This is a genomic window from Mucilaginibacter terrenus (assembly GCF_003432065.1).
Taxonomy (GTDB): Bacteria; Bacteroidota; Bacteroidia; order Sphingobacteriales; family Sphingobacteriaceae; genus Mucilaginibacter; species Mucilaginibacter terrenus.
The window spans coordinates 917,693-942,575 of record NZ_QWDE01000002.1 but is presented as its reverse complement, the minus strand read 5'-3'; the positions used below and the strand labels follow the sequence as shown (position 1 = coordinate 942,575).

Sequence of the window (24,883 nt, the reverse complement as noted above, 5' to 3'; positions counted from 1 at the left end):
ATTTATATATTGCTGTAAAAATCAATTGTTTCGCCATCTTTCAAAGTGATGATGGCTTTCTTATAAGTAGCAGAGCGGCCTTGTACAGCACCTGCTTTTGTGTTGCGGGTTTTGAGCTTACCTACATACTTCATGGTGTTTACCGCTGTAATGGTAACGCCGTACATAGCCTCAATGGCGCCTTTTATCTGAATTTTGTTAGCCCTGTGATCAACTTTGAAAGCATAACGGTTAAGCTTCTCGGTTAATTGAGTTACTTTCTCAGTAAGTAGGGGTTGTTTTAAAATTTCCATAATTACTTAGCTAATGCTTCCTCCAAAGTTTTAACAGCGCCTGTAGTTAAGATAAGCTTGCCGGCGTTTAACACATCGTAAGTGTTAAGCTGCTCAACAGAGATCACCTTGGTTTTCTTCAGGTTCCTGCTTGATAAATACACGTTGTTGTTTTCAACACCTGCCAATACCAATAATGTTTTATCATTAGTAACGTTCAGGTCAGCTTCCATCTTGATGTAAGATTTTGTTTTGATAGAATCAAAGTTGAAATCCTCTAACACCAGAATGTTGTTGTCCTGCGCTTTGTATGACAAGGCTGATTTACGAGCTAATGATTTAAGCTTTTTGTTCAGCTTAAAGCTATAGTCGCGCGGTTGCGGACCGAAAACACGGCCACCACCATTGAACAATGGTGATTTGATGCTACCTGCACGGGCGCCGCCAGTACCTTTTTGTTTATGTAATTTGCGGGTTGAACCTGCAATTTCATTACGTTGTTTTGCTTTGTGCGTACCCTGGCGCTGGTTAGCTAAGAACTGCTTTACATCTAAGTAAATAGCATGATCATTTGGCTCAACACCGAATACGGACTCAGGAAGTTGCACCTTGGCACCTGTTTCTTTACCTGATACGTTTAATACGTTAACTTCCATCTTATTTATCCACTATTACGAATGAACCCTTAGCTCCCGGGATGGAACCTTTAACTACCAACAGGTTCTGCTCTGCAAATACCTTAACCACTTCAAGGTTTTGTACTTTAACACGAACATTACCAGTTTGACCCGCCATGCGCATACCTTTAAATACACGTGAAGGCCATGAAGAAGCACCCAATGAACCCGGAGCGCGTAAACGGTTGTGCTGACCGTGAGTTTGCATACCCACACCGCCGAAACCATGACGCTTAACTACACCCTGAAAACCTTTACCTTTAGACGTGCCAACTACATCCACAAAATCTCCGGCAGAGAAAATTTCCACGGTAACAGTGTCACCAAGGGCTTTTTCATCCTCGAAGGTTTTGAATTCAACTAATTTACGTTTTGGAGTAGTGCCGGCTTTCTGGAAATGGCCTTTTAAGGGAGCAGAGGTGTTCTTTTCTTTCTTCTCACCGTATGCAAGCTGTACAGCTGCATAACCGTCAGTGTCTACAGACCTGACCTGAGTTACTACGCAAGGGCCAGCTTCGATTACAGTACAAGGAATATTCTTGCCTGATTCATCGAAAATGCTGGTCATTCCTACTTTTTTTCCAATTATTCCTGACATTTTCTATATTTTATTAGTGCCCATCGAAGCAGTAGGGCTTCGTTCAAGGCATATTATCCCCCGTTAAGGGACGGCAAAGATAGAAATTTTGTATTAATTGTCAAATAGTTAACAAGTTATTTTTCAAAATATATTCAGAAAATAATAAAGTTATTTTTGATGAAGAAAACGATTGCTAGATAGCTGTTGGAATTGCAAGCAATCAGTAACTTGTAGTCATAACAAAGACTAAGATTCCATTAATCTTTTAATCAATTCGGCACTTTGTTTATTTCCTTCCTGCAGCCTGTCTTTAAAAAACTCCTGCACATCGGTAAAATGCTTCTTATAACCTTCCATATCACCGTAGCCTATGATAGCAGCCCATTCGCGTACGGCAGAGTGAAACTCCAGATCGTCTCCCCTTATGGTTTTGTCATATAAAGCCGTTTTGATAGATTCTTCCAGCAACTCGTCATTTTTAAACAAGTATTCCGCTATCCCCAGGCGCAAACGAAAAGGTGGGGTTTGAGCAATTAAGTTATCATAAGGGTTTACGCCAAGGTGGTACCAGGCATCAACCATACTTAATATACTTAAATGCGAGTTGGGTTTTTGATGGCCGGCTTCAGAAGACAAAGAGAACTCCCGCATTACATTGTCATTAAACATGATCAGCTTACGGCTTTCGTGGAATACAAAATCGCGTGCGCGGTATAGCCTGGCCCTAAACTCCTGCTCTTCCTCTTTAATCATCAATTTGAACAGTTCCGACTCGGATGTGGCGTATTGCCTGACCTGCTGCCGGGCGTATGGGTTTAAAATAGCAAGGCCTGCATATACGTGCGCTTTATAGCTGAATATTCTCAGTGTAGTTAATATCTTAACATTGTCTATACCACCGACGTAGGAGGCATTTTCCCATGGAAAAAAACCAGCAGCCTTCCACGCCGTGCCCATACTTTCAAATCCGACATGTGTTACTGCCTGAGTATCCGCAACAATGCGGTCGTGTTCATGATAATCGGGTACTTCAACAATGTCGGTCTCTACAACTGTAAACAGCTGCTTCATTTGAAGGTAAGCATCTCCAGCATGCCGATGAGGTATCAAAATAAGTTTTTGCCCCTTCGGTTGAAAGCCCGGCCCATGCATGGCATGAAAAGTGATAATCTGTGCGTCTGCCGGCAAGTATTTCTCAAAAACAGCAATTTCCGGATGTTTAACTGAAGTCTGTCCGGCAACTATAGCGCCATACTTGGTTGAGGGCCCGCACTCGGCCACCACTTGCTCCAGCTTTTCTGCCTCTACAGAGTAGATAACAAGATCACTTATACGGGCAACATCTTTCCCCTCATCCATTACAGTAATACCAAAAGGCTGTAATTCTTCCTCCAGCTTGGCACGGTTAACGGGCAGGTCGCAACCACAAACCTGGTAACCTACCGTAGCAAAAGCTTTGGCGTATAAACGCCCCATGTCTCCTAACCCTATAAAACCTATCTGCATGCTTAAAATAATGGCTAATATATGTTTTGGAGCAATACACTTATCGGCGGTACACATCTTTTTTATACATTTAGCCAGAGTTAAAGCCTATTAATGATTAAATACTTAATCCTTACGTAGCGATACTGATATTTAATTTATCAAACTTTAGCTTGTGTAATGACGTTTAACCAAAACCAGCCATATAAATAATTGATACACGTTTTGACATGCGACGCTTTATGACTAAGTTTTTCCCCCCCTTGCTAATTGCTCTACTGTTTGTAACTGCAGGCACATATAACACCCAAGCTCAGGACACCAGCAGAAAAGCTAGACCTGCTCCGGTAAAGGTTGGTATAAGGCCCCCTGTCAAAGTAAATACCTATACTGCTAAGCCGTTAGCTGCAAAGGCTGCAACGCAGGTACCGGCGGTTAATGGCGCTGCACAGCCGGCAGCCAAGTCGACACAACAATACCAGGCTACAGACCCCGCCTTGTTAAATGACAAAAGCCTTAACGGCCAGTACCAATACTTGCTTACCCGGGTTTACCACTATCAGCAACCACTTATATCGGCACTCTGGAAGAACTTTTCGGATACCCTTAACGTGACAAAACGTAAGCTTAAGGAAGTTAACACCAAGCTGGCAGAACAAACCAAGAGAGCCGATACGCTACAAACTCAATTAAATAGCAACGAGCAAACCCTATCACAATCAAACGCCAAAGTAGACGAGGTTAAGCTTTTAGGTATACCGCTTACAAAAGCTACTTATAACTGGATAATGTGGGGATTGGTAATTGGTTTTGGCGCAATCGCCGCTATAGTAATAGCCAGGGCCGGTAGTCATAGCCGCGAAGCAAAATACCGCACAAAACTCTATAACGAGCTTGAAGAAGAGTACAAAAACTTTAAAGTAAAAGCCAACGAAAAGGAAAAGAAGCTAGCACGGGAACTACAAACCGAACGTAACAGGCTGGACGAACTCACGGGAAGAGAATAAATTAAATCGCTGTGAGATCATACCTTTTTGGTTGGAACCCGATAAAGTTTGCCTGGGCTGACCTGGATAAAGATATTGAGAAGCTGCAAAACACAGGTGAACTAACCGACAACTGGAGCGTTGTAAGCCATAAAACAATAAAGCCGGGCGACCGGGCCTATGTGGTAAGAGTAGGCGTGGAACCAAAAGGCATATTTGCATCCGGAATCGTCAGTTCAGAACCCTTTCTTGCATCGCGCAAAGGGAGGATATATCACCGCATAAACGTCTCGTTTGATACCCTGCTTAATCCTGATAAGGAACGCATCCTTACTTTAGATATTCTTAAGACGGGCAATCTGGCCGCGCAAACCTGGACACCACAAGCATCCGGAATTTCAATCAGGTCAGAACTTGTAGAGGAGTTAGAAGGTGTATGGCAGGACTTTTTAGGTGAAAGGCACTCTAGGCAATAAACCAAAAAAGCCACCCTTTGCAGGATGGCTTTTATATTTCTCGGTTCTTCCGGTACTATCACACTTTGATCTCAACTTCAACGCCGCTAGGCAATTCAAGCTTCATCAGCGCGTCTACAGTTTTTGAGTTTGAGCTGTAGATATCCAGAAGCCTTTTGTAAGAGCATAGCTGGAATTGCTCACGAGCTTTCTTGTTCACGTGTGGTGAACGCAAAACGGTGAAGATTTTCTTTTCGGTTGGTAGCGGCAGTGGTCCGCTAACTACAGCGCCTGTCGGCTTTACTGTTTTTACGATCTTCTCGGCTGACTTGTCAACCAAGTTGTAGTCGTAAGACTTTAATTTGATCCTGATTCTTTGGCTCATTTTGTTTGTTTTGTGGCTGTTCCTAAGAGCTATTTATTAGGGCAACCGGTGTGTTTATTGTAGAGTTGATTGGCAACTAGTTGCCAATCAACTCATTTTATTATTAAGCGTTAGCTTTTTTACCTCTTACTTTAGCAATAACCTCGTCCTGTACGTTACGTGGTGCTTCAGCATAGTGGTCAAACTCCATGGTAGATGTTGCACGGCCAGAAGTAATGGTACGTAACTGAGTTACATAACCAAACATTTCTGAAAGTGGCACGGTAGCTTTAATTACCTGCGCACCTGCACGGCTGTCCATACCTAGTAACTGGCCACGACGACGGTTCATGTCACCGATAACATCACCCATGTTTTCTTCAGGGGTTAATATTTCGATCTTCATGATCGGCTCAAGCAATACCGGTTTACATTTTGGCAATGCTTCACGGTAAGCCATCTTAGCAGCTAACTCGAAAGAAAGTGCATCCGAATCGACCGCGTGGAATGAACCATCAATCAAACGAACTTTTAAGCTGGTTAACGGGAAACCGGCCAATACACCATTCACCATTGAAGCCTGGAAGCCTTTTTCAACAGATGGGATAAACTCGCGAGGGATAGCACCACCGCTAATTTCGTTCACAAACTGTAAGCCTTCTTTACCTTCGTCATTTGGTGACAATATAACCTGTATATCGGCAAATTTACCACGACCACCGGTTTGTTTCTTGTATGTTTCGCGGTGCTGTACAGTGCCTGTGATAGACTCTTTGTAAGCAACCTGTGGCGCACCCTGGTTAACCTCAACTTTAAACTCACGTTTAAGACGATCCATGATGATATCTAAGTGAAGCTCGCCCATCCCGCTAATTACGGTTTGGCCGGTCTCTTCATCAGAGTTTACACGGAAAGTTGGATCCTCTTCGGCTAATTTACCTAACGCCATACCTAATTTATCAACGTCAGCCTGAGTTTTAGGCTCAATTGCTAAACCGATAACCGGCTCTGGGAAGTTCATCGACTCAAGGATGATCGGGTGTTTCTCGTCGCAAAGGGTATCACCAGTTTTGATATCTTTAAAGCCCACTACCGCAGCAATATCACCTGCACCTACGTTAGGTATAGGGTTTTGCTTGTTAGCGTGCATCTGGAATATACGGCTGATACGCTCTTTGTTGTCTGAACGCATGTTGTGTACATACGAACCAGCTTCAAGGTTACCAGAGTAAACGCGGATAAAGCACAAGCGGCCCACAAAAGGGTCTGTTGCAATTTTAAATGCCAAAGCAGCAAATGGCTCTTTAACATCTGGTTTACGCAATATCTCTTCGCCGGTTTCCGGGTTTGTACCAATGATACCTTCAACATCCATAGGTGAAGGAAGTAACTCCATCACATAGTCCAGCATGGTTTGTACACCTTTGTTTTTGAAAGATGAACCGCAAACCATAGGAACTATCTTAGCATCTAATACCGCTTTACGCAAAGCATCAAGTACTTCGCGCTCAGTAATAGTATCAGGTGCGTCAAAGAACTTTTCCATCAGGCTTTCGTCGTACTCAGCTACTGATTCAAGAAGTTTTTCTCTCCACTCGGTTGCTTCCTCGATCATGTCCTCAGGGATAGGCACTTCAGTAAAGGTCATACCTTTATCGTGCTCATTCCAAACGATACCTCTCCAGTTGATCAGGTCAACAACACCTTTGAAGTGTTCTTCGGCGCCAATTGGCAACTGAAGCGGAACAGCGTTACTGCCTAACATGCTTTTTACCTGTTTTACAACATTTAAAAAGTCGGCACCGCTACGGTCCATTTTATTAACGAAACCGATACGGGCAACGTTATAGTTATTTGCAAGCCTCCAGTTGGTTTCTGATTGTGGCTCAACACCATCAACAGCGCTAAACAGGAACACCAGGCCGTCCAATACACGTAAAGAGCGGTTTACCTCTACGGTAAAGTCCACGTGTCCCGGAGTATCAATAATGTTCATGTGGTAGTTCTGGCCACGGTATTTCCAGTTTACAGTAGTAGCAGCTGAGGTAATTGTAATACCACGCTCCTGCTCCTGAGCCATCCAGTCCATCGTAGCTGCACCTTCGTGTACCTCGCCAATTTTGTGGCTAACACCCGCATAGTACAATATACGCTCTGTTGTAGTGGTTTTACCGGCATCAATGTGAGCAGCAATACCTATGTTTCTTGTATATCTTAGATCTCTTGACATTTTTGTTTGATTTGATTTCTTGATTTAAAGGACCACACCTGGCATGCAATAATAACATGACAAATGTGATCCTATATTAAATCGGTGTAATCCTTTTATTAGAAACGGAAGTGTGAGAACGCTTTGTTGGCTTCAGCCATTTTGTGCGTATCTTCTTTCTTCTTAACAGCAGCACCTTCGCCTTTAGCAGCAGAGATGATCTCGCCTGCAAGTTTCTCCATCATGGTTTTTTCACCACGACGGCGTGCATAGCTGATTAACCATTTCATACCTAAAGCGATCTTGCGCTCGGCGCGAACCTCGGTAGGTACCTGGAAGTTAGCACCACCTACACGGCGGCTCTTTACTTCTACAGATGGCATTACATTGTTAAGAGCCTTTTTCCAGGTATCTAAACCGCTTTCGCTGGTTTTTTTCTCAACAATATCAACTGCGTTGTAAAATATAGAGTATGCGGTAGATTTCTTACCATCATACATCATGTTATTAACAAACCTTGTAACCATGGTATCGTTAAACCTTGGGTCAGGAAGGATAATTCTCTTTTTTGGTTTTGACTTTCTCATTGCTTTCTATCCTCCTTAATTATTTCTTTTTACCTTTTGTTGGAGCAGCAGCCACTTGTCCTGGTTTAGGGCGTTTGGTACCGTATTTAGAACGGCGCTGGTTACGGCCTGCAACACCTGATGTATCTAATGCACCACGGATGATGTGGTAACGTACACCCGGTAAGTCTTTAACACGACCGCCACGGATAAGTACAATTGAGTGTTCCTGTAAGTTGTGGCCTTCACCAGGGATGTAGGCGTTAACTTCTTTACCATTTGTAAGGCGCACACGTGCAACTTTACGCATTGCTGAGTTTGGCTTTTTAGGGGTAGTGGTGTACACACGGGTGCACACGCCTCTTCGCTGTGGACAGCTGTCCAACGCTGGTGACTTACTCTTGTCAACCATAGCTACTCTACCTTTTCTAACTAATTGCTGAATAGTAGGCATTCTTTCCTTTTATGTTTACTTTTTTTATCCCGGTTTTCGGGACTGCAAAAGTACAAACATTATTTTTGATATTCAAGCTGTTGAGAAAAGTTTTTGCAATAAAGCTCTTCAGTTAAACGGCTGGTAATTAGCAAGGTTTACTGCGGACAACAATTTATGTTGTAAAAGGAGCAGAATAGCCACTAAAAACTTGATCAGAAGTACAATATAGCTTATCTTCAATCAAAACAAAAACACAATGAAAACCGACCTGTACACCAAAGTAATCCTAACCATTATCGCAATCGCACTTACTGTTAACCTGTTTAAAAGCAGCATAACGCCTGCAATGGCCGAAACCAAAAAGTACGCCACAGTGCCCGTAAATGCCGATGGCAGCATTAATGTACGTATAAGTAAAGCTGATGGCCCGATGGAAGTAGAATTAAAGAAAGTAGATAACTGGGCATTTTACTACACCCCACCGATAGCCGTGAAAGTAAAAGAATAATTACTTTTTAGTATAATAATTATACTAAAACAAAATATTTGAAGTTTACTGTACAATTAATCGATTTATCAATCGATCAGTTAATAGTTAGTTAAAATTCTGAAAGCAGGTATAGCGCAAGGCCACGCCTGCTTTTTTTATGATCCAAAACCTTCAAAAACCACACTTTTTTTAAACGCAGAACATCTTGTTCAAAATACAGGAGCTAAACGTCTTTAATTTAAACTGCCCATTTAAAAACGGACCGTTATTTGAGCAGCTCCCGGCTGATTACGATCTTTTGTATCTCTGATGTTCCCTCGCCAATGGTGCAAAGTTTGGCATCGCGGTAAAATTTCTCTACCGGGAAGTCTTTGGTGTACCCGTAACCACCGAAGATCTGCACTGCATCATTAGCAACCCGAACGGCCACCTCAGATGCAAAGTACTTGGCCATGGCCGATTGCTTGGTTACCGGCAAATGGCGGTTCTTCAAATCAGCGGCCTGCATGATCAGCAACTCGGCTGCTTCTATCTCGGTAGCCATGTCGGCAAGCTTAAAAGCAATCCCCTGGAAATTACTTATCGGCTGACCAAACTGCTGCCTTTCTTTTGAATAAGCAACCGCGGCCTCAAAAGCGCCCTTAGCAATACCCAATGAGAGTGCAGCAATGGATATACGGCCGCCATCCAACACCTTCATGGCTTGTTTAAAGCCCTCCCCTTCTGCACCTAATAAGTTCTCTTTAGGTACCCTGCAGTTGTCAAAGATCATCTCGGTAGTTTCTGATGCCCGCATTCCCAGCTTGTTTTCTTTTTTGCCGGCGCTAAAGCCTGGTGTGCCACGCTCAACCACTAAGGCAGATATACCTTTACTGTCTCCCTTTTCACCGGTACGTACCATTACCACAGCAATATCGCCGCTTTTACCATGAGTTATCCAGTTTTTGGCGCCATTTACTATATAATAGTCTCCGTCCAGTACTGCGGTGGTAGCCATGCGCATGGCATCACTCCCGGTATTTGCCTCGGTAAGACCCCAGGCACCCAGCCACTCGCAACTGGCCAGTTTAGGTAACCAGCGCCGTTTTTGCTCTTCGCTGCCAAAGGCGAGGATATGGCCGGTACAAAGTGAATTGTGTGCCGCCAGAGATAACCCTATCCCACCGCAAACTTTTGCTATTTCGCTTATGACAGTCACATACTCGGCATAGCCGAAGCCGGAACCACCATATTCTTCCGGTACAAGCACGCCCATCATGCCTTGTTCACCCAATTGCCTAAATAACTCCAGTGGAAAATGCTGTTCTTCATCCCACTGCAAAACATTAGGTTTAATGTGCCTTTCTGCAAAATCACGCGCCATTTGGCCTATCATTGCCTGGTTATCGCTTATGGAAAAATCGTACCCTGTAGTGCTGTCGGTAAGTAACTGGTCCATTGGTGTTTATTATTGGTAACGGTAAAGATAATAAAAATACTATGCATGCATAATAAATTTGTGCAGGTTTTGTTTTGCTCATCTGTCAACTTCTTAAGAAAAGTGAATGATCAAAATAATTCAGTTAATTGTATTTCCTGCTGACATAGGGCTGTCATTAACCTGCGGTTTCTTTGTATAACAAACTCAAAAACAAAAAAGTTATGGCACTTATCGAAATCTTCCTGAAGGAACTAAACGCAGAATCTGAAACTACCCGCAAAATGCTGCAACGCATTCCGGACGACAAGTACGACTGGCAACCGCACGAAAAAAGCATGAACATACGCAGCCTGGCTACTCATATTGCCGAACTGCCTACCTGGGTAACAATGGCACTAACTACCGATGGCCTGGACTTTGCAGCCGCGCCTTACAACCCCACCATTATTAATAATACTGCCGAACTGATGGATCTTTTTGAAAGATCATTAGTTGACGGGCGTACGCAGCTTATAGCCGAGAACGAAGCAAAATTAGAAGAGCCCTGGACACTGCGTAACGGAAAAGACATACTGGTGCGCAACACCAAGGCAGAAGTTATCCGTATGGCGCTGTCACAGATCATACACCACCGCGCACAATTAGGCGTTTACCTGCGCCTGCTTAACATACCTATCCCGGGGAGCTATGGCCCAAGTGCCGATGAGCAATTTGTCCCGATAGAAGTGGAAGAAACCGTTGCTTAACCCTTACTGCTAATACACAAAGAGGCTGTATCATGAAATATGATCAGCCTCTTTTTTTTGTAGCAGAGCTCCGTACCGTTATAGACCTTTTAAAAAGCATCCTTGATTTGCCTACAAGCTTCGGGGGTTTGCATACATGCCCGCAATTTGGCTTACCGATCTTTGGATTATGGAAATAAAACAAATTGCATTGGGCAGCCAGGGTTTGGTTGTGCCGGTTATAGGCCTGGGCTGTATGGGAATGACAGGTTTTGAAGAAGGACATATGTATGGACCAGCGGATGAGCAGGAAGCCATTGCCACTATTCACCGCTCGCTGGAGTTGGGCGGTAACTTTTTGGACACTGCCGATCTGTACGGACCGCTTAAGAACGAGCAACTCATCGCAAAGGCCATCAGCGGTAAACGCGATCAGTATATTTTAGCTACCAAGTTTGGCTGGGAAATAGATGACAACAATAAAGTGACCTGGGCCATTAACGGCAAAAAGGACTACGTTAAGAAATCGTTAGAGCGTTCACTTAAGAACCTCAATACGGATCACATCGATCTGTATTACCTGCACCGCCTGGATAAAAATACGCCAATAGAAGAAACGGTTGCGGCAATGGCTGAGCTGGTTAAAGAAGGCAAAGTGGGTTATATCGGCTTGTCGGAAGTGTCGTCTGAAACGGTTAGGCGGGCGCATGCAGTCCACCCCATTACCGCAGTACAAAGCGAGTATTCTTTATTTGAACGAACTGTGGAAGAACGCGGGGTTTTAGCAGCGTTAAAAGAATTAGGTATCGGGTTTGTAGCTTACTCACCATTGGGCCGTGGGTTTTTATCCGGACAGATCAAAAGCATCGACGACCTGCCCGAAAATGATTTCCGCAGAGCGATCCCACGTTTCCAAGGCGAAATGTTTAATAAGAATATCGAACTGATTAAGGCAATTGAAGCCATGGCCGAAGCAAAGAACGTCACATCTTCCCAGCTGGCTTTGGCCTGGATCATGAGCAAGGGGATAGTGCCTATACCCGGAACAAAGCGTAGAAAATACCTGGAGCAAAACCTTGCGGCTACAACCATTGAGCTAACGGAGGCAGATCTTCCACAACTGGAAAGCATAGTGCCTTTAGGTACAGACACAGGCGCTCCTTACGACGAGTTTAGTATGGGCTTAATTGATTAGTTTTGTTTATGAACGCTATTAACTCCCTATCAGAATTTCACCGGTTGCTGTCGTTGCCCGAACCCCGCCACCCGCTGGTTAGTGTGATCAACCTGGCGGAAAGCGTTTTCTTGGAAGATGAGATCTGGAAGGGTTTCGTAAACCGCTTCTACTGCGTGGCGCTCAAACGCGAAGCCAAGGGCAAGATAAAGTACGGGCAGCAGCACTATGATTACGATAAAGGCGTATTGAGTTTTACCGCGCCAAACCAGGTGCAGCAACTAGACCTGCAAAATATGGAATGCGGGTCTGGTTATCTCCTTATCTTCCACCCCGATTTTCTGTTGCAGCACCCGCTGGCGAACAACATCCATCACTACGGGTTTTTTGATTATGCGGTTAACGAAGCACTGCACCTTTCTACAGAGGAAGAAGATGACCTGATTGCCATCCTCCATAAAATTGACAAAGAGTGCCGGCATATAGATAAATATACACAGGAGATCATTCTTACACAGATCGAGAGCCTTCTAAAGTACTCCAACCGATTTTACGAAAGGCAGTTTTTAACCCGCAAGAATAACAATTCGGCACTGCTGACCAGGTTCGAGCAGTTGATAGATGACTACTTTGACGGCGACGTACCCGGTTTGCTTACGGTACAATATATTGCTGCGCAGATGAACCTGTCACCGAACTACCTGAGTGACCTGCTTCGCATTCATACCGGTCAGAACACTCAGCAGCATATTCATGAAAAACTGATCGCGAAAGCGAAAGAAAAACTTTCTACAACTAGTCTTTCGGTTAGCGAAATCGCCTACGCCCTGGGCTTTGAGCACGCGCAGTCCTTTAGCACGCTCTTTAAAAAGAAGACGAATCTGTCGCCGCTGGAATTTCGTCAGGCTTTTAATTGACTACCAATAAGAGGCCTTATCATCTCATCAATGATAAGGCCTCTCTTGATTCAGGTTGAAAGTACTGCTGGTTAATTTGTGGTAAGCTTAACAATTGTATCTACCGGATCCATAACCACACCGCTGGTGTAAATAAATAAAACCTCCGGCTGCTGTTTAAACTTAACTGCGGCGCCACCAAGTAATACGGCTTTGGTTACCTTGCTTTTTAGCTCGGGTATAAAAATATATGGCTCACCCGGCGCATTGGTTATGTGCGCGTATAAAGCTTTACCATTACTGGTTAACGTTCCCCATGGCTGTGCGGGCACTATAGCGCCACGCGTGTTGTAAATACTTTCGCCATTCTTTTTAACCCATGCACCAACCAGGTTAAGTGTATCGGTAAATTCAGGCTGTATCTTGCCGTTTGGCATCGGGCCAATGTTCAGCAGAAAATTGGCGTTATGCCCGGCTGCATTCACCAGGTACTGGATGATTTGCTTACTCGATTTAAATGTCCTGTCGGTTATCTTAAAGCCCCAGCTGTTGTTAATAGTCTCGCAGGTTTCCAGTGGCAGCTTACCAATGGTTGATTCACCGCTGAAGCCGGTATGGTTTTGGCCGGGCAGGTCTTTCTCAAACATCTGGAAGTCCTCCCCCTCTTTTGGTGCGAGGTGATGGTTGTTACCCACCAGTATGGCCGGGTTTAGCTTGTGTATTAACCCATATATCTCGTCGTAATGCCAGTTGGCGTTGGGCCGCTCCCAGTTACCATCGAACCAGATACCTTTTACGCCCGGGTATTTGGTGATCAATTCGGTAAGCTGGTCTTTCATGAACTTTATGTAGCTGTCCCAATCTCCTTTTACAGGTTTACCGTCAACTATCTGGCTGCCATAAGCATAATCTGCCCGGCCCCAATCTAAAAGCGAGTAATAAAAGTGCAATTCAATACCTTCTTTCTGGCATTCCTTCGCCAACTCCATAAGTGGGTCTTTGTGGTAAGGCGTCGCATCTACTATATTGTAGGAAGACTTTTTGGTAGCAAACATACTGAACCCGTCATGATGGCGCGAAGTAATGGTGATATACTTCATGCCTGCATTTTTGGCAAATGCCACCCAGGCTTTCGCATCAAAGTCCTGCGGATTAAAAAAATCGGCCAGGCGCTTGTAGCTATCATATGGTATGCGTTTTTCATTCATTACCCACTCGCCATCGCCCAGTATGCTGTAAATACCCCAGTGAATAAACAGGCCAAACTTAAGGTCCTGGAACTTCTTTCTGGCTTCCAGGTTCTCGGGTGCGGGTGTGTAGGTAGATTGCTGTGCAACGGCGCTGAGCGAGCAGACCAGCAGGAGCATGCAGGCAAGTTTTTTCATATAAATGGTGGTTAGATTTACAGTGGGAAATTTAGTTAATTTATATTAACCGTAATATGCACAGCTAATTAATTTATATTGGGTTAATATACCTATTACTAAATTGCCGGCGTAAACACAACTACTAATACCCATGTCTGATACCCGCAGAGAGTTCTTAAAAAAAGCGGCAATGCTAAGCGGCGCCGCAGGCCTTAGCAGCCTTTTGCCTCCATCTATACAAAAGGCTTTGGCCATTAACCCGGCCAAGGGCAGCACCTGGCAGGATGCAGAACATGTAGTGATATTAATGCAGGAGAACCGCTCGTTCGACCATTGCTTCGGCACCCTTAAGGGTGTACGTGGGTACAATGACCCACGAGCAATAGACCTGCCGAACGGCAACCCAGTATGGCTGCAAACCGACCGTAAGGGCGATACTTACGCTCCCTTCCACCTGGATATTAAGAACACGAAGGCAACATGGATGAGTTCGTTACCGCATAGCTGGACAAACCAGGTAGATGCCCGTAACGATGGTAAGTTTGATAAATGGCTGGTAGAAAAACAATCGGGCAGCAAAGCGTACAAGGACATGCCGCTTACCCTTGGCTACCATACCCGGCAGGACCTCCCCTTTAACTACGCATTGGCCGATGCGTTTACCGTTTGCGACCAGCACTTTTGCTCGTCGCTCACCGGTACTACGCCAAACCGTTTGTTCCTGTGGAGCGGAACTATTCGCAAAGACCAGAATGAAGACTCTCAGGCAAATGTGTGGAACGAGGATGCTGACTTTGAAACCCTGAACTGGACCACTTTCCCCGAACGGCTGGAAGAAGCCGGTATATCCTGGAAGTGTTACCAGAACGAATTATACGTTAACGTTGGCTTTGAGGGTGAACAGGAATCCTGGTTATCGAATTTTGGGGATAACCCGCTGGAGTATTTTGAGCAGTATCATGTAAAACTTCACAGTAAGCACTTAGAATACCTTAAAAAGAAACACGCGCTGTTACCGGCGCAGATTGCCGAAGCTGAAAAGAAGCTTGCTGCGCTGCCACCCGGAGATGCACACATAGACCACCTGCAACTGCAGCTAAAACAAATGCGCAAGGATATGGAGAATATAAAAAAAGACATCCACCTAACCGAGGCAGGCACGTTTGATAAGCTGACAGACCGCGAAAAGAACATCCACAAAAAAGCATTTGACACCAACAGTAAAGACGACAATTACCACAAGCTAACCACACTTAAATATACCGACAATGGTGTTGCGCGTGAGGTACAGGTACCCAAAGGCGATGTACTGTATCAGTTTAGGGAGGATGTTAAAACAGGCAAGCTACCTACAGTATCATGGATAACAGCGCCCGAAAATTTCTCTGACCACCCCAGCGCACCATGGTATGGCGCATGGTATGTATCAGAAGTAATGGACATCCTGACGCACAACCCCGAAGTTTGGAAGAAGACCATCTTTATTCTTACCTATGACGAGAACGACGGCTACTTTGACCATGTGCCGCCCTTCGTGGCGCCACATTCGCACAAGCCGGGCACCGGAAAAGTATCAGGTGGTATAGATACCCAGGCAGAGTTTGTTACTATGGATCAGGAAAAAAAGCGCAAAGAGTGGGATGCCAAATACTACCGCGAAAATGCTATTGGCCTGGGCTATCGGGTACCGATGATCATCGCATCGCCATGGAGCCGCGGCGGATGGGTGAATTCGGAAGTTTTCGACCATACGTCCAGCCTGCAGTTTCTGGAGAAGTTCATCAAGCTTAAAACTGGTAAGGATGTTAAAGAAAGCAACATCAGCAACTGGCGCCGGACGGTTTGTGGTGACCTAACCTCGGCCTTCAGGCAGTATAATGGCGAGCAAATACCTACACCAGTATTCTTAGATATGGATGCTTATGTAAAAGGTATTCACAAAGCCAAGTTCAAGAGCCTGCCTACCTTCAAAAAACTTACCGACGCTGATGTTAAAACAATAAAACACAACCCGCGTACTTCGCCCATTATGGCACAGCAGGAGAAAGGCATCAAGCACGCCTGCGCTTTGCCGTACGAGCTATACGTCGACGGCGGCTTTAATAAAGCCAAAAACGCGGTAGAACTTACTTTTAAAGCCGGCGACAAGCTTTTTGGCAAACAGGCTGCAGGCGGGGCATTTAATGTTTACGCGCCGGGCAAATATGCAAGCCTGCACACGCCGGGCACTATGGAAGTTGTACGCACATGGAGCTACGCGGTAACTCCGGGAGATACTATTACAGATGAATGGCCATTGGCTGATTTTGAGAACGGCAAATATTATTTGCGTGTTTACGGGCCAAATGGCTTTTACAGGGAGTTTAAAGGTGATGCAAAAGACCCACAGATAAACGTTGACTTTGCCTATCAAATGGTGAGTAATGCAGCAAACGGCAACGTTGCGCTTACCTTTAGCATACCCGGCAATCACGCGCCGCTAACCGTAGAGGTTACTGACAATGCCTACAAGACCACGGCAAAGCAGATGACCATTCATTACGAAAGCTTTGCTCCGCAGATAATGAAGATCGACCTGGCTAAAAGCTTTGGTTGGTATGACTTCAGTGTTAAAGTTAAAGGTTACCCGGATTTCGCAGCACGCTACGCAGGACGGGTAGAAACAGGCAAGCCAGGCTTTAGCGACCCGTTGATGGGTGACATGGTATAAAACAAAAGCGCCCCGACCTGGAGCGCTTTTGTTTTATATAGATATGAACTTATTGACCTGCTAACGTGGGGTTGTTTATAATACCCGCAAAAATAATCAACCCGGTTTTCATCTCCCTTATCGCAAACATAAACGGGCGGTCCAGCACCAGGTCTGGTGATGGTGCCGGAGCAGTAACACCAACAGATACTGACGTTGCAGCAGCCGCTTCAGTACCTTCTTCGTTAACTTCTACAAATGCTTTGTGCATTACTTCAGTTATCTTAAGCCCGCCATTACCATTAATGCCAGACAGGTCGGCAGAGTTGCTGAAAGGCAGACTCATACCCAAGGACGACAAGGGCTGGTTGAGTGTCTTGCCATAGCTGAACTTAAATTTAGGCATAATAACGCGCCCTTTAAGTTGGTATAAGCCGCTCATCCAGGATTGCCATTTATCGGCAGTAAGGCCACTGAGCACCTGCTTCACCGTTTTGTTTGCCCCCGGAAGCACAATAACCATACTGTACTTATCATGCACGTAAGGGATTTCGGCAATCCGGGTACTGTCAGCGGGGATAAAGTTTGTTTTATATTCGAGCCCTTCTTTGGACATCAGGTCCGCCTGCACTGTACCACCGCCTTGTAAATAAAAAGGCTTTTTAGCAGTATTTGCAGCATCAAACTTCGCCTTCCAGGTACTTTTAAAGTAAATGGCGTTTATTAAATACATTTGTACTTCCGTCGGTATAGCATTAATTATAGTAGGAATTTTACCATTTGTTTTACCGCTCACCCAGTCGTTAATGGTGTTTTTTGCTGATGCACTTCCAAAATCAAGCGCTTGTACCTGTGCCTGGTATTTTGTGGTGTTTACAGATATAAAATCGGGCAGCACGTTAAAGCCCTGGCGGTACCATATGGAGTTAGCTATATTGAGCTTTGTGTTAGGGTCTAGTTGCGGCAGATCGGTCACCAGCTTATTGTAGTAGTTATTAACGTCGTCCCGTGTAAAGCCGGTAAACTCCATGACCTTGTTGATGGAGTCGAGCGTAGCGCCTTTTGCTCCGTTTGCCGTCATCGCCATAGCAAAGCTTACGCTTAACGGCGACATAAATACATTATGATCTATACTGTCTGCCAGTCCTATTCCTTTGAATAGCTTAAGCGTGAACTTATTGTCAGCAGCAACCTTTTGCTGTTCGGTGGCAGTTAATACAAGGTCTTTACCGGTGCCGGGCTCCAGGTCACTTTTGTTGCAGGAAAACAGCCCTATCGCCAGCAGGCCGGGCAGAAGAGATTTACTTATGCGCTTCATTGTAATAAGTTTTAGTTAGTGTTTTGTTTAGTTTACAAATACATTACGCAGGTGTAAACGCCAGTGATACAGCAGCTACAAAAAAGAGATAAGCCTGGCCTTGCACTTCGGTGTTTTATTATTAAATTTATCTGCCAGCAACAAACCCCGGTTGTACGCTCCCAATTAGAAAACCCTTTATAAATGAAAAAGCTTATTGCATGCATGCTTATGCTTTGCCCTTTTGCTGTAATGGCGCAGACCGGCAAAGTGTACGACAACCTAACCGTAAACAGTAAAATACTAAAGAGCGAACGTAAGTACGCTATATACCTTCCGCCCGATTATGAAAGCAGCGGCCGCTCTTACCCAATACTGTACTTGCTGCATGGTGCCGGTGACGATCAAACCGGATGGGTACAATTTGGCGAAGTGCTGAACATTACCGACAAGGCCATACGCGAAGGTACCGCCACACCGATGATAATTGTAATGCCCGACGCCAATACAGGCCGTCGAGGATATTTTAATGATATAAAAGGCGACTGGAATTACGAGGATTTCTTTTTTTTTGAACTTGTACCCTTTGTAGAGAAAAAGTACAAGGTTAAAAGCGATAAGCGCTTCCGTGCCATAGCCGGGCTGAGCATGGGCGGCGGCGGTAGCTTTATTTACGCGCTGCACCACCCGGAGATGTTTTCTTCGGCTTGCCCGCTAAGTGCTGCTACCGGGTATTTGAATTTAGACGCTGCTAAGGCCGCCCTCACCAAGGCTACACCTGGTTTGGCAGATAGTACCATAAGCAACTATTACAATAAGTACAGCGTATTACCATTGATGGAGGCCATGCCCGACGCACAGAAGAAAGCAGTGCGCTGGTTTATGGATGTAGGCGACGACGATTTCTTGTACGAAGGGAATGGCCTTGTACACAACTTAATGCGTAAAAAAGATATTCCGCACGAGTACCGCGTACGCGACGGCGCTCACAACTGGACCTACTGGCGTGCCTCGTTACCTGTGGTGCTGGAGTTTGTGTCGCAGTCATTCCATCAATATTAACGGCTAAATGCTATCTTGCTGAACCAATAAGTAGAACATCAATCAGAAAAACATATGCAACGCAGACAATTTATAACCCAAACAGCACTAACAGCAGGTGCACTGGCTTTTCTAAGCAAAAGTGGCTTTGCCAATTTACTTGCCCAACCCGGCTACCAGGTAACTCCGCTCCGCAACAACGTAGGCATCTTCACCGAAAAAGGTGGCACCATTGCGTGGCTGGTAAATAAGGAAGGCATTGTGGTTGTAGATGCGCAGTTCCCGGATACAGCGCCGCACCTGATTGCTGAAATGCAAAAGAAAAGCGATAAACCTTTTCAGTGGCTTATCAACACTCACCACCATGGCGACCATACCAGCGGCAACATCGCGTTCAAAGGCTTAGTGAAGAAGGTAGCAGCTCATGCCAACTCGCTTACTAATCAGAAGAATGCTGCTGCCAAAGGCGGTAATGATGACAAACAGCTTTACCCCGACACTACCTTTACAGATAAGTGGAAGATAAAACACGGCGACGAAAGCATTGCTGCCCATTACTTTGGCACCGGCCATACCAACGGCGATGCTATGATCCATTTTGAGCACGCTAATATTGTTCACACCGGCGATCTTGTATTTAACCGTATGTACCCATATATAGACCGTAGCGCAGGCGCTTCGTGCAAGCATTGGCCATTGGCGCTGGAATCATCATTAAAGACATTTGACAGTAAAACACAGTATGTTTTTGGTCACGCGTTCGACCCCGTTAAAGTTACCGGCACAGCAGAAGACCTTAAATTAATGCAGGACTTCCTAGTGAAACTGGTAGCCTACGTAGAAAGCAGCATAAAAGCAGGCAAAACCAAAGAGGAGATACTTGCCGCAAAAAGTATTCCCGGAGTAACCGAATTTCAAGGTGGCGGCATAGAACGCGGACTAACCGCAGCTTACGAGGAGTTGACGGCGTAATCTATATCACTTGGCAGGTATGCAGGATCGTTAATAATTGTTAATTATCCTGCATATCCTTTCAGCTTTAGCAGGGGTTTGCTATTTTCGCAGGATAATAGGTTGATTTAGACTGGTTGCGTATTAATCCGTTATCAGCTGTGCATCTTATATCTGATCAAGAATGGAAGAATTCGAAACAAGCGCGTCGGCAAAAAAAACCAAGACCATATATATTTCTACGGTTTTTGGTATAGCCATGGTATTACTGATGATAGGATTACTGGGGCTGATATTGGTACATGCCAATAACCTTTCGCGCTACGTAAAAGAGAACATCGTATTAAACATTTTCATGGACGATGCCGCCCACGAGGCGGATGTGCTGCAACTGCAAAAACAGCTGGACGGCAACGTTATGGTGAAGCAAACCCAGTATGTAAGTAAAGAGCTTGCTGCACGCAACCTGCAGAAAGACCTTGGGGAGGATTTTGTAAAATTCCTGGGTTACAATCCCCTGTCGCAGTCATTGGATGTTTACCTGAAGGCAGACTACGCCAACAACTCGGGCATAGACAAATTTAAAGCGGATCTATTGAAGAACCCTTTAGTAAAAGAGGTCAAATACCAGCAGTCACTTGTTGACCAGATGAACCAGAACCTTACCTCCATAAGCCTGGTAATACTGGCCTTCGCTGGTATATTCGTGGTGCTGTCTGTCGCACTGATAAATAACACCATCAGGCTGGCTATTTACTCACAGCGTTTCTTAATTAAGTCTATGCAGCTGGTAGGCGCCACAAAGGGCTTTATACGTAAACCGTTCCTGCTTTATGGTATATGGCATGGTTTGCTTGGTGGCTTAATAGCTATCCTGATACTGATACTTACCTTATACCTGGCTTACAAGCAGGTCCCTGATCTGGTTATCTTACAGAACTATACAGAGTTCGGCATTGTATTTTTAGGGGTCATCGGCCTTGGCATTTTAATGTCGGCCGTTAGCACCTACCTTGCGGTTAACAAGTTCTTACGTTTAAAAATATACGACCTGTACAGATAATTAACAGGTCCTTTTACATTCATTAACAACATTAATTTAAAGATATATGGCACAGCAACAAAAGACTGCTGCAACAGTAAAAACAAGCACTACCGCAACAAAGCCGGTAGCAGATACTCAGCCGGTGCAATTCGTGTTCGGCAAAGAAAACTACCGCTTACTCATCATCAGCATTGTGGTAGTAGCCATCGGTTTCTTTCTCATGAGCGGCACTACAGATATTTACAGCACCACCAAAATTGTTATTGCCCCGGTAGTTGTACTTGCGGGATTTGCCCTTGGTTTTTTTGCTATCCTAAAAAAACCAACTGCATAACCTACCATGAACCTTATCCACGTAATTGTTCTCGCGATAATAGAAGGCCTTACCGAATTTCTTCCTGTTTCTTCTACAGGTCACATGGTTATTGCATCGTCTGTTATGGGCATAGCTACTGATGACTTTGTAAAGCTGTTTGAGGTAGTGATACAGCTTGGTGCTATACTTTCTGTAGTTATCCTTTACTTTAAACGCTTTTTCCGCTCTATCGACTTCTACTTTAAATTAGTGGTTGGTGTTATTCCGGCAGTAATAGTTGGCGTATTGCTGAAAAAGCACATTGATAAATTGCTGGAAAGCCCACTTGTGGTGGCTATTTCGCTGCTGGTAGGCGGTATCATCCTGCTGTTTGTCGACAAATGGTTTAATCAGGACACAGCTGTCACAAAAGAAGAGAACATCTCTTACCCAACAGCTCTGAAGGTTGGCCTTTTTCAGTGCCTTGCAGTTATACCGGGTGTATCCCGTTCTGCCGCTACAATAGTTGGCGGCATGAGCCAAAAGCTTAGCCGTACTGCCGCTGCAGAGTTTTCTTTCTTTTTAGCCGTGCCTACCATGTTTGGCGCTACTTTAAAAGAGGTGTGGGATTACCACAAAACGCACGAGCAAATGTTCACCGGCGAGCAGATTAAGTTCCTGGTAGTAGGCAACATTATTGCGTTTATAGTGGCTATGCTAGCTATAAAATCTTTCATTACTTTTCTTGAGAAAAGGGGATTTCAGCTGTTTGGCTGGTACCGCATATTAGTTGGTGGGGTTATTATAGTGCTATTAATGACCGGCCACAATTTGCAAATGGTGTAGTCTGAATCAGAATTTACAGAATTTTAGAATTTACAAAATTCTTAATCCTGATTGTAAGACGAAATATATAACAGACTGCAAAGCATCCTGTAAATTCTTTGATTCTGAGAATTTTGATTCAGACGCGTACCTTTGCTGCTTAATTTTTTGCTTTGACCTCTTACTTTACCGATATACAGCACTTTGTAGACGGGCAACTGCTGCTTGTGAACAAACCGTACAAATGGACCAGCTTTGACGTTGTCGGCAAAATCCGGAATGCTTTTAAGCCGCTGAAGATTAAAGTAGGCCACGCGGGTACGCTGGATCCTCTCGCCACCGGGCTTCTTATTATCTGCACGGGTAAAATGACCAAGCAGATCGACTCCTTTCAGGCCGAAGAAAAGGAATACACCGGCACACTTGTATTAGGCGCCACTACCCCAACTTATGACCTGGAGAGCGAACCCGAAGGAAGTTTCGACCTAAGTCAGCTTACCGAAGAACAGATCAAAGCGGCCTGCGCGCAATTCACCGGCGAGATACAGCAATACCCGCCTGCGCATTCGGCCATAAAGGTAGATGGCGAACGCCTCTATGAAAAAGCACGCCGCGGCGAAGAGGTGGAACTTAAAGCCCGAACGGTTACTATTACAGAGTTTGAAATAACCCGGATAGAACTCCCCGAAGTAGACTTTAAAGTAGTGTGCAGCAAAGGCACGTACATCCGATCGCTGGCAAATGATTTTGGTAAGGCACTTAATAACGGCGCTTACCTGTCACGCCTCCGCCGAACGCGCAGCGGCAGTTTCCGTATCGAGAATGCACACGAGGTGATGGAACTGGTAACCAGCATCCGTGAATTAAAAAATGTCCCGCCAATAGAATAGCATTCCTCAAGTAATTTCCAGTTTACGCTTTCTACATTTACATTTGCAGTTCCTATGAAAATATATCATCATATTGATGAATTTACAACCGTTAAAAATGCCGTGGTTACCATAGGCACTTTTGATGGCGTACACATCGGGCATCGCAAGATCATAGCCAGATTAAAAGAGCTTGCTGCTGCAAGCGGCGGCGAAACAGTGATACTTACATTTTTTCCTCACCCGCGCATGATCCTTCATCCCGAGGATGAAACCATTAAGCTGATTACAACAATTGAAGAAAAGGCTGGGTTATTGGAGCGCCTGGGTGTCGATCATCTGATTATCACGCCTTTTTCAAGGGATTTCAGCAACCAGTCTGCAGAGGAATACATCAAAGATATCCTGGTTGATAAAATAGGTACCAAAACTATTGTTATCGGCTACGATCACCGTTTTGGCAAAGACAGGCAGGGCGGCCTGCAGGACCTGCTTAAACTAGCGCCTGTATACAACTTTGAAGTACTGGAGATACCTGAACAGGACATTAATGACGTAGCGATAAGCTCAACCCGGGTGCGTACAGCTTTGCTGGACGGGCAAATAAACGTTGCGAACGATTGCCTTGGCTATCCGTTCTTCATAACAGGCAAGGTTATTCGCGGCGACCAGATAGGCAGGCAGCTTGGCTACCCTACTGCTAACCTAATGGTAGAAGAGCAGTATAAACTGATACCCAAAAATGGCATATACGCTGTAAGAGTGCGGGTAGAAGAGCAGGTTTATGATGGTATGGCCTACATAGGCAACCGGCCCACCGTTAACGGTATGACGCGTAACATAGAAGTAAACATTTTCAACTTCAATCAGGATATCTACACCAAAATACTGCGTATGGAGTTCCTGCACTTTGTAAGGGATGATATACATTTTGCATCACTGGAGGAATTAACCGTTCAGCTAGGCAAAGACAAGGAAGACGTGCAAGCGCTGCTCATCCTCAACAGCCCGCAATTCAATACTTAATGAGTTGAGCGCAATACTGGAGCAATAAAAAAGGCAGCTATAGTTTTATAGCTGCCTTTTTATCTAATCTCTATTGAGGTGTAATCGCTAGTTTTTAAGGCTAAGCTCTTTAGTCTGCATCATCTTACGAAGGTTGTTTAATGCATACCGCATACGGCCTAAAGCTGTGTTAATGCTTACATCTGTTACTTCCGCAATCTCCTTAAAGCTCATGTCGCCAAAGTGGCGCATAATTAATACTTCCTTTTGCTCGGCAGGTAAAAGCTGTATCAACGCTTTTAGGTCCCGATGAGTTTGCTCGCGTACCATGCGGTCCTCGGCGCTCTCGTCATAATTGCCCAGTACTTCAAAAATATCAAAGTCGTCACCATTGTTCACCATTGGCGCGCGTTTCTCACGGCGGAAATGATCAATAACAAGGTTATGGCCAATACGGGTTACCCAGGGCAAAAACTTGCCTTCCTCGTTGTACTTGCCAGCCTTAAGCGTGTTGATTACTTTGATGAAGGTATCCTGGAAAATATCCTCAGCTAAAGCTTCGTCTTTAACAAGCAGATATATAGAAGTGTAAATTTTGGATTGGTAGCGCCTGATGAGTTCCACAAGTCCTGCTTCTTCACCGGCTACATATAGATGGATTAGATCCTGATCACTTTTCAATTGAAAATCCATAGAAAGCTACTAATAAACTAAATTAAATTTTTCGTCGTTATTAAAGTAGAGTTCTATCTATAGCGTTTCTT

At 44.7% G+C, this 24,883-nt stretch carries 26 protein-coding genes; 14 read left to right on the top strand and 12 right to left on the bottom strand.

Translation table 11 applies throughout. The features are described 5' to 3' along the window. Window positions 1-2: 2 nt before the first annotated feature. From rplW to DYU05_RS14805, 4 genes are all read right to left on the bottom strand, one after another. Complete coding sequence (rplW, locus tag DYU05_RS14820; protein ID WP_117383877.1) at window positions 3-293, bottom strand: 50S ribosomal protein L23; 291 nt, start codon at window positions 291-293, stop codon at window positions 3-5. A gap of 2 nt (window positions 294-295) precedes the next feature. Beyond that, complete coding sequence (rplD, locus tag DYU05_RS14815) at window positions 296-928, bottom strand: 50S ribosomal protein L4 (RefSeq protein WP_117383876.1); 633 nt, start codon at window positions 926-928, stop codon at window positions 296-298. Between the two features lies 1 nt (window position 929). Next, window positions 930-1,547 (bottom strand): 50S ribosomal protein L3, encoded by a 618-nt coding sequence (gene rplC, locus DYU05_RS14810; RefSeq protein WP_117383875.1) that lies wholly within the window; start codon window positions 1,545-1,547, stop codon window positions 930-932. Between the two features lie 228 nt (window positions 1,548-1,775). Then, complete coding sequence (locus DYU05_RS14805) at window positions 1,776-3,035, bottom strand: prephenate dehydrogenase (protein ID WP_117384020.1); 1,260 nt, start codon at window positions 3,033-3,035, stop codon at window positions 1,776-1,778. 221 nt (window positions 3,036-3,256) lie between these two features. Between DYU05_RS14805 and DYU05_RS14800 the strand changes: the two genes are divergently transcribed. Together DYU05_RS14800 and DYU05_RS14795 are read left to right on the top strand one after the other, a co-directional pair. After that, window positions 3,257-4,021, top strand: a complete 765-nt coding sequence (locus tag DYU05_RS14800; RefSeq protein ID WP_117383874.1) for a hypothetical protein — start codon at window positions 3,257-3,259, stop codon at window positions 4,019-4,021. An 11-nt stretch (window positions 4,022-4,032) separates the two neighbouring features. Beyond that, window positions 4,033-4,476, top strand: a complete 444-nt coding sequence (locus DYU05_RS14795; RefSeq protein ID WP_117383873.1) for a hypothetical protein — start codon at window positions 4,033-4,035, stop codon at window positions 4,474-4,476. Between the two features lie 58 nt (window positions 4,477-4,534). Here the strand turns inward: DYU05_RS14795 and rpsJ are convergent, their stop codons facing one another. From rpsJ to rpsL, 4 genes are all read right to left on the bottom strand, one after another. Next, window positions 4,535-4,840, bottom strand: coding sequence for a 30S ribosomal protein S10 (gene rpsJ / locus DYU05_RS14790; protein ID WP_022830652.1), 306 nt, complete (start codon window positions 4,838-4,840; stop codon window positions 4,535-4,537). Window positions 4,841-4,943: 103 nt separating this feature from the next. After that, on the bottom strand, window positions 4,944-7,049 hold the full coding sequence (fusA, locus tag DYU05_RS14785; protein WP_117383872.1) for an elongation factor G: 2,106 nt from the start codon (window positions 7,047-7,049) through the stop codon (window positions 4,944-4,946). Window positions 7,050-7,147: 98 nt separating this feature from the next. Beyond that, window positions 7,148-7,615, bottom strand: a complete 468-nt coding sequence (gene rpsG, locus DYU05_RS14780) for a 30S ribosomal protein S7 (RefSeq protein ID WP_117383871.1) — start codon at window positions 7,613-7,615, stop codon at window positions 7,148-7,150. Between the two features lie 19 nt (window positions 7,616-7,634). Next, on the bottom strand, window positions 7,635-8,048 hold the full coding sequence (gene rpsL, locus DYU05_RS14775) for a 30S ribosomal protein S12 (RefSeq protein WP_117383870.1): 414 nt from the start codon (window positions 8,046-8,048) through the stop codon (window positions 7,635-7,637). A 238-nt stretch (window positions 8,049-8,286) separates the two neighbouring features. Here rpsL and DYU05_RS14770 point away from each other — a divergent pair, with 238 nt between their 5' ends. Beyond that, window positions 8,287-8,538, top strand: a complete 252-nt coding sequence (locus DYU05_RS14770; protein ID WP_117383869.1) for a hypothetical protein — start codon at window positions 8,287-8,289, stop codon at window positions 8,536-8,538. A 247-nt stretch (window positions 8,539-8,785) separates the two neighbouring features. On the opposite strand, the gene DYU05_RS14765 is transcribed toward DYU05_RS14770, so the two are convergent. After that, a complete protein-coding gene (locus tag DYU05_RS14765) occupies window positions 8,786-9,958 on the bottom strand; it encodes an acyl-CoA dehydrogenase (protein WP_117383868.1) in 1,173 nt (390 codons plus the stop codon). A gap of 203 nt (window positions 9,959-10,161) precedes the next feature. Here DYU05_RS14765 and DYU05_RS14760 point away from each other — a divergent pair, with 203 nt between their 5' ends. The 3 genes from DYU05_RS14760 to DYU05_RS14750 all read left to right on the top strand — a co-directional run bounded on the left by DYU05_RS14760 (window position 10,162) and on the right by DYU05_RS14750 (window position 12,756). Continuing rightward, window positions 10,162-10,686 (top strand): DinB family protein, encoded by a 525-nt coding sequence (locus DYU05_RS14760; protein ID WP_117383867.1) that lies wholly within the window; start codon window positions 10,162-10,164, stop codon window positions 10,684-10,686. Window positions 10,687-10,855: 169 nt separating this feature from the next. Then, window positions 10,856-11,860, top strand: coding sequence for an aldo/keto reductase (locus DYU05_RS14755; protein ID WP_117384019.1), 1,005 nt, complete (start codon window positions 10,856-10,858; stop codon window positions 11,858-11,860). An 8-nt stretch (window positions 11,861-11,868) separates the two neighbouring features. Further along, window positions 11,869-12,756: a helix-turn-helix domain-containing protein gene (locus DYU05_RS14750; RefSeq protein WP_117383866.1), complete on the top strand. Its 888-nt coding sequence runs from the start codon at window positions 11,869-11,871 to the stop codon at window positions 12,754-12,756. Between the two features lie 71 nt (window positions 12,757-12,827). Here DYU05_RS14750 and DYU05_RS14745 read toward each other — a convergent pair whose 3' ends face one another. Beyond that, window positions 12,828-14,120 (bottom strand): alpha-L-fucosidase, encoded by a 1,293-nt coding sequence (locus tag DYU05_RS14745; protein ID WP_117383865.1) that lies wholly within the window; start codon window positions 14,118-14,120, stop codon window positions 12,828-12,830. Window positions 14,121-14,253: 133 nt separating this feature from the next. On the opposite strand from DYU05_RS14745, the gene DYU05_RS14740 reads away from it, so the two are divergent. Continuing rightward, window positions 14,254-16,812, top strand: a complete 2,559-nt coding sequence (locus DYU05_RS14740; RefSeq protein ID WP_117383864.1) for a phosphocholine-specific phospholipase C — start codon at window positions 14,254-14,256, stop codon at window positions 16,810-16,812. A 49-nt stretch (window positions 16,813-16,861) separates the two neighbouring features. Here DYU05_RS14740 and DYU05_RS14735 read toward each other — a convergent pair whose 3' ends face one another. Then, window positions 16,862-18,109, bottom strand: a complete 1,248-nt coding sequence (locus DYU05_RS14735; RefSeq protein WP_117383863.1) for a serpin family protein — start codon at window positions 18,107-18,109, stop codon at window positions 16,862-16,864. Between the two features lie 183 nt (window positions 18,110-18,292). Between DYU05_RS14735 and DYU05_RS14730 the strand changes: the two genes are divergently transcribed. The 7 genes from DYU05_RS14730 (at window position 18,293) to DYU05_RS14700 (ending at window position 24,140) form a co-directional block, all read left to right on the top strand. Then, window positions 18,293-19,150 carry an alpha/beta hydrolase gene (locus DYU05_RS14730; RefSeq protein WP_117383862.1) on the top strand — a complete coding sequence of 286 codons (858 nt, stop codon included), beginning with the start codon at window positions 18,293-18,295 and terminating at the stop codon, window positions 19,148-19,150. Between the two features lie 54 nt (window positions 19,151-19,204). Further along, complete coding sequence (locus DYU05_RS14725) at window positions 19,205-20,101, top strand: MBL fold metallo-hydrolase (RefSeq protein WP_117383861.1); 897 nt, start codon at window positions 19,205-19,207, stop codon at window positions 20,099-20,101. A 163-nt stretch (window positions 20,102-20,264) separates the two neighbouring features. Then, window positions 20,265-21,143: a cell division protein FtsX gene (locus DYU05_RS14720; protein ID WP_117383860.1), complete on the top strand. Its 879-nt coding sequence runs from the start codon at window positions 20,265-20,267 to the stop codon at window positions 21,141-21,143. Window positions 21,144-21,189: 46 nt separating this feature from the next. Then, window positions 21,190-21,459, top strand: a complete 270-nt coding sequence (locus DYU05_RS14715) for a DUF3098 domain-containing protein (protein WP_117383859.1) — start codon at window positions 21,190-21,192, stop codon at window positions 21,457-21,459. A 6-nt stretch (window positions 21,460-21,465) separates the two neighbouring features. Continuing rightward, window positions 21,466-22,266, top strand: a complete 801-nt coding sequence (locus DYU05_RS14710; RefSeq protein WP_117383858.1) for an undecaprenyl-diphosphate phosphatase — start codon at window positions 21,466-21,468, stop codon at window positions 22,264-22,266. Window positions 22,267-22,418: 152 nt separating this feature from the next. Beyond that, a complete protein-coding gene (truB, locus tag DYU05_RS14705) occupies window positions 22,419-23,135 on the top strand; it encodes a tRNA pseudouridine(55) synthase TruB (RefSeq protein ID WP_117383857.1) in 717 nt (238 codons plus the stop codon). A gap of 54 nt (window positions 23,136-23,189) precedes the next feature. Next, complete coding sequence (locus DYU05_RS14700) at window positions 23,190-24,140, top strand: bifunctional riboflavin kinase/FAD synthetase (protein WP_117383856.1); 951 nt, start codon at window positions 23,190-23,192, stop codon at window positions 24,138-24,140. Between the two features lie 87 nt (window positions 24,141-24,227). Here DYU05_RS14700 and DYU05_RS14695 read toward each other — a convergent pair whose 3' ends face one another. Beyond that, entirely contained in the window at window positions 24,228-24,812 is a 585-nt protein-coding gene (locus tag DYU05_RS14695; protein ID WP_117383855.1) for an RNA polymerase sigma factor, read from the bottom strand. Between the last annotated feature and the right edge of the window lie 71 nt (window positions 24,813-24,883).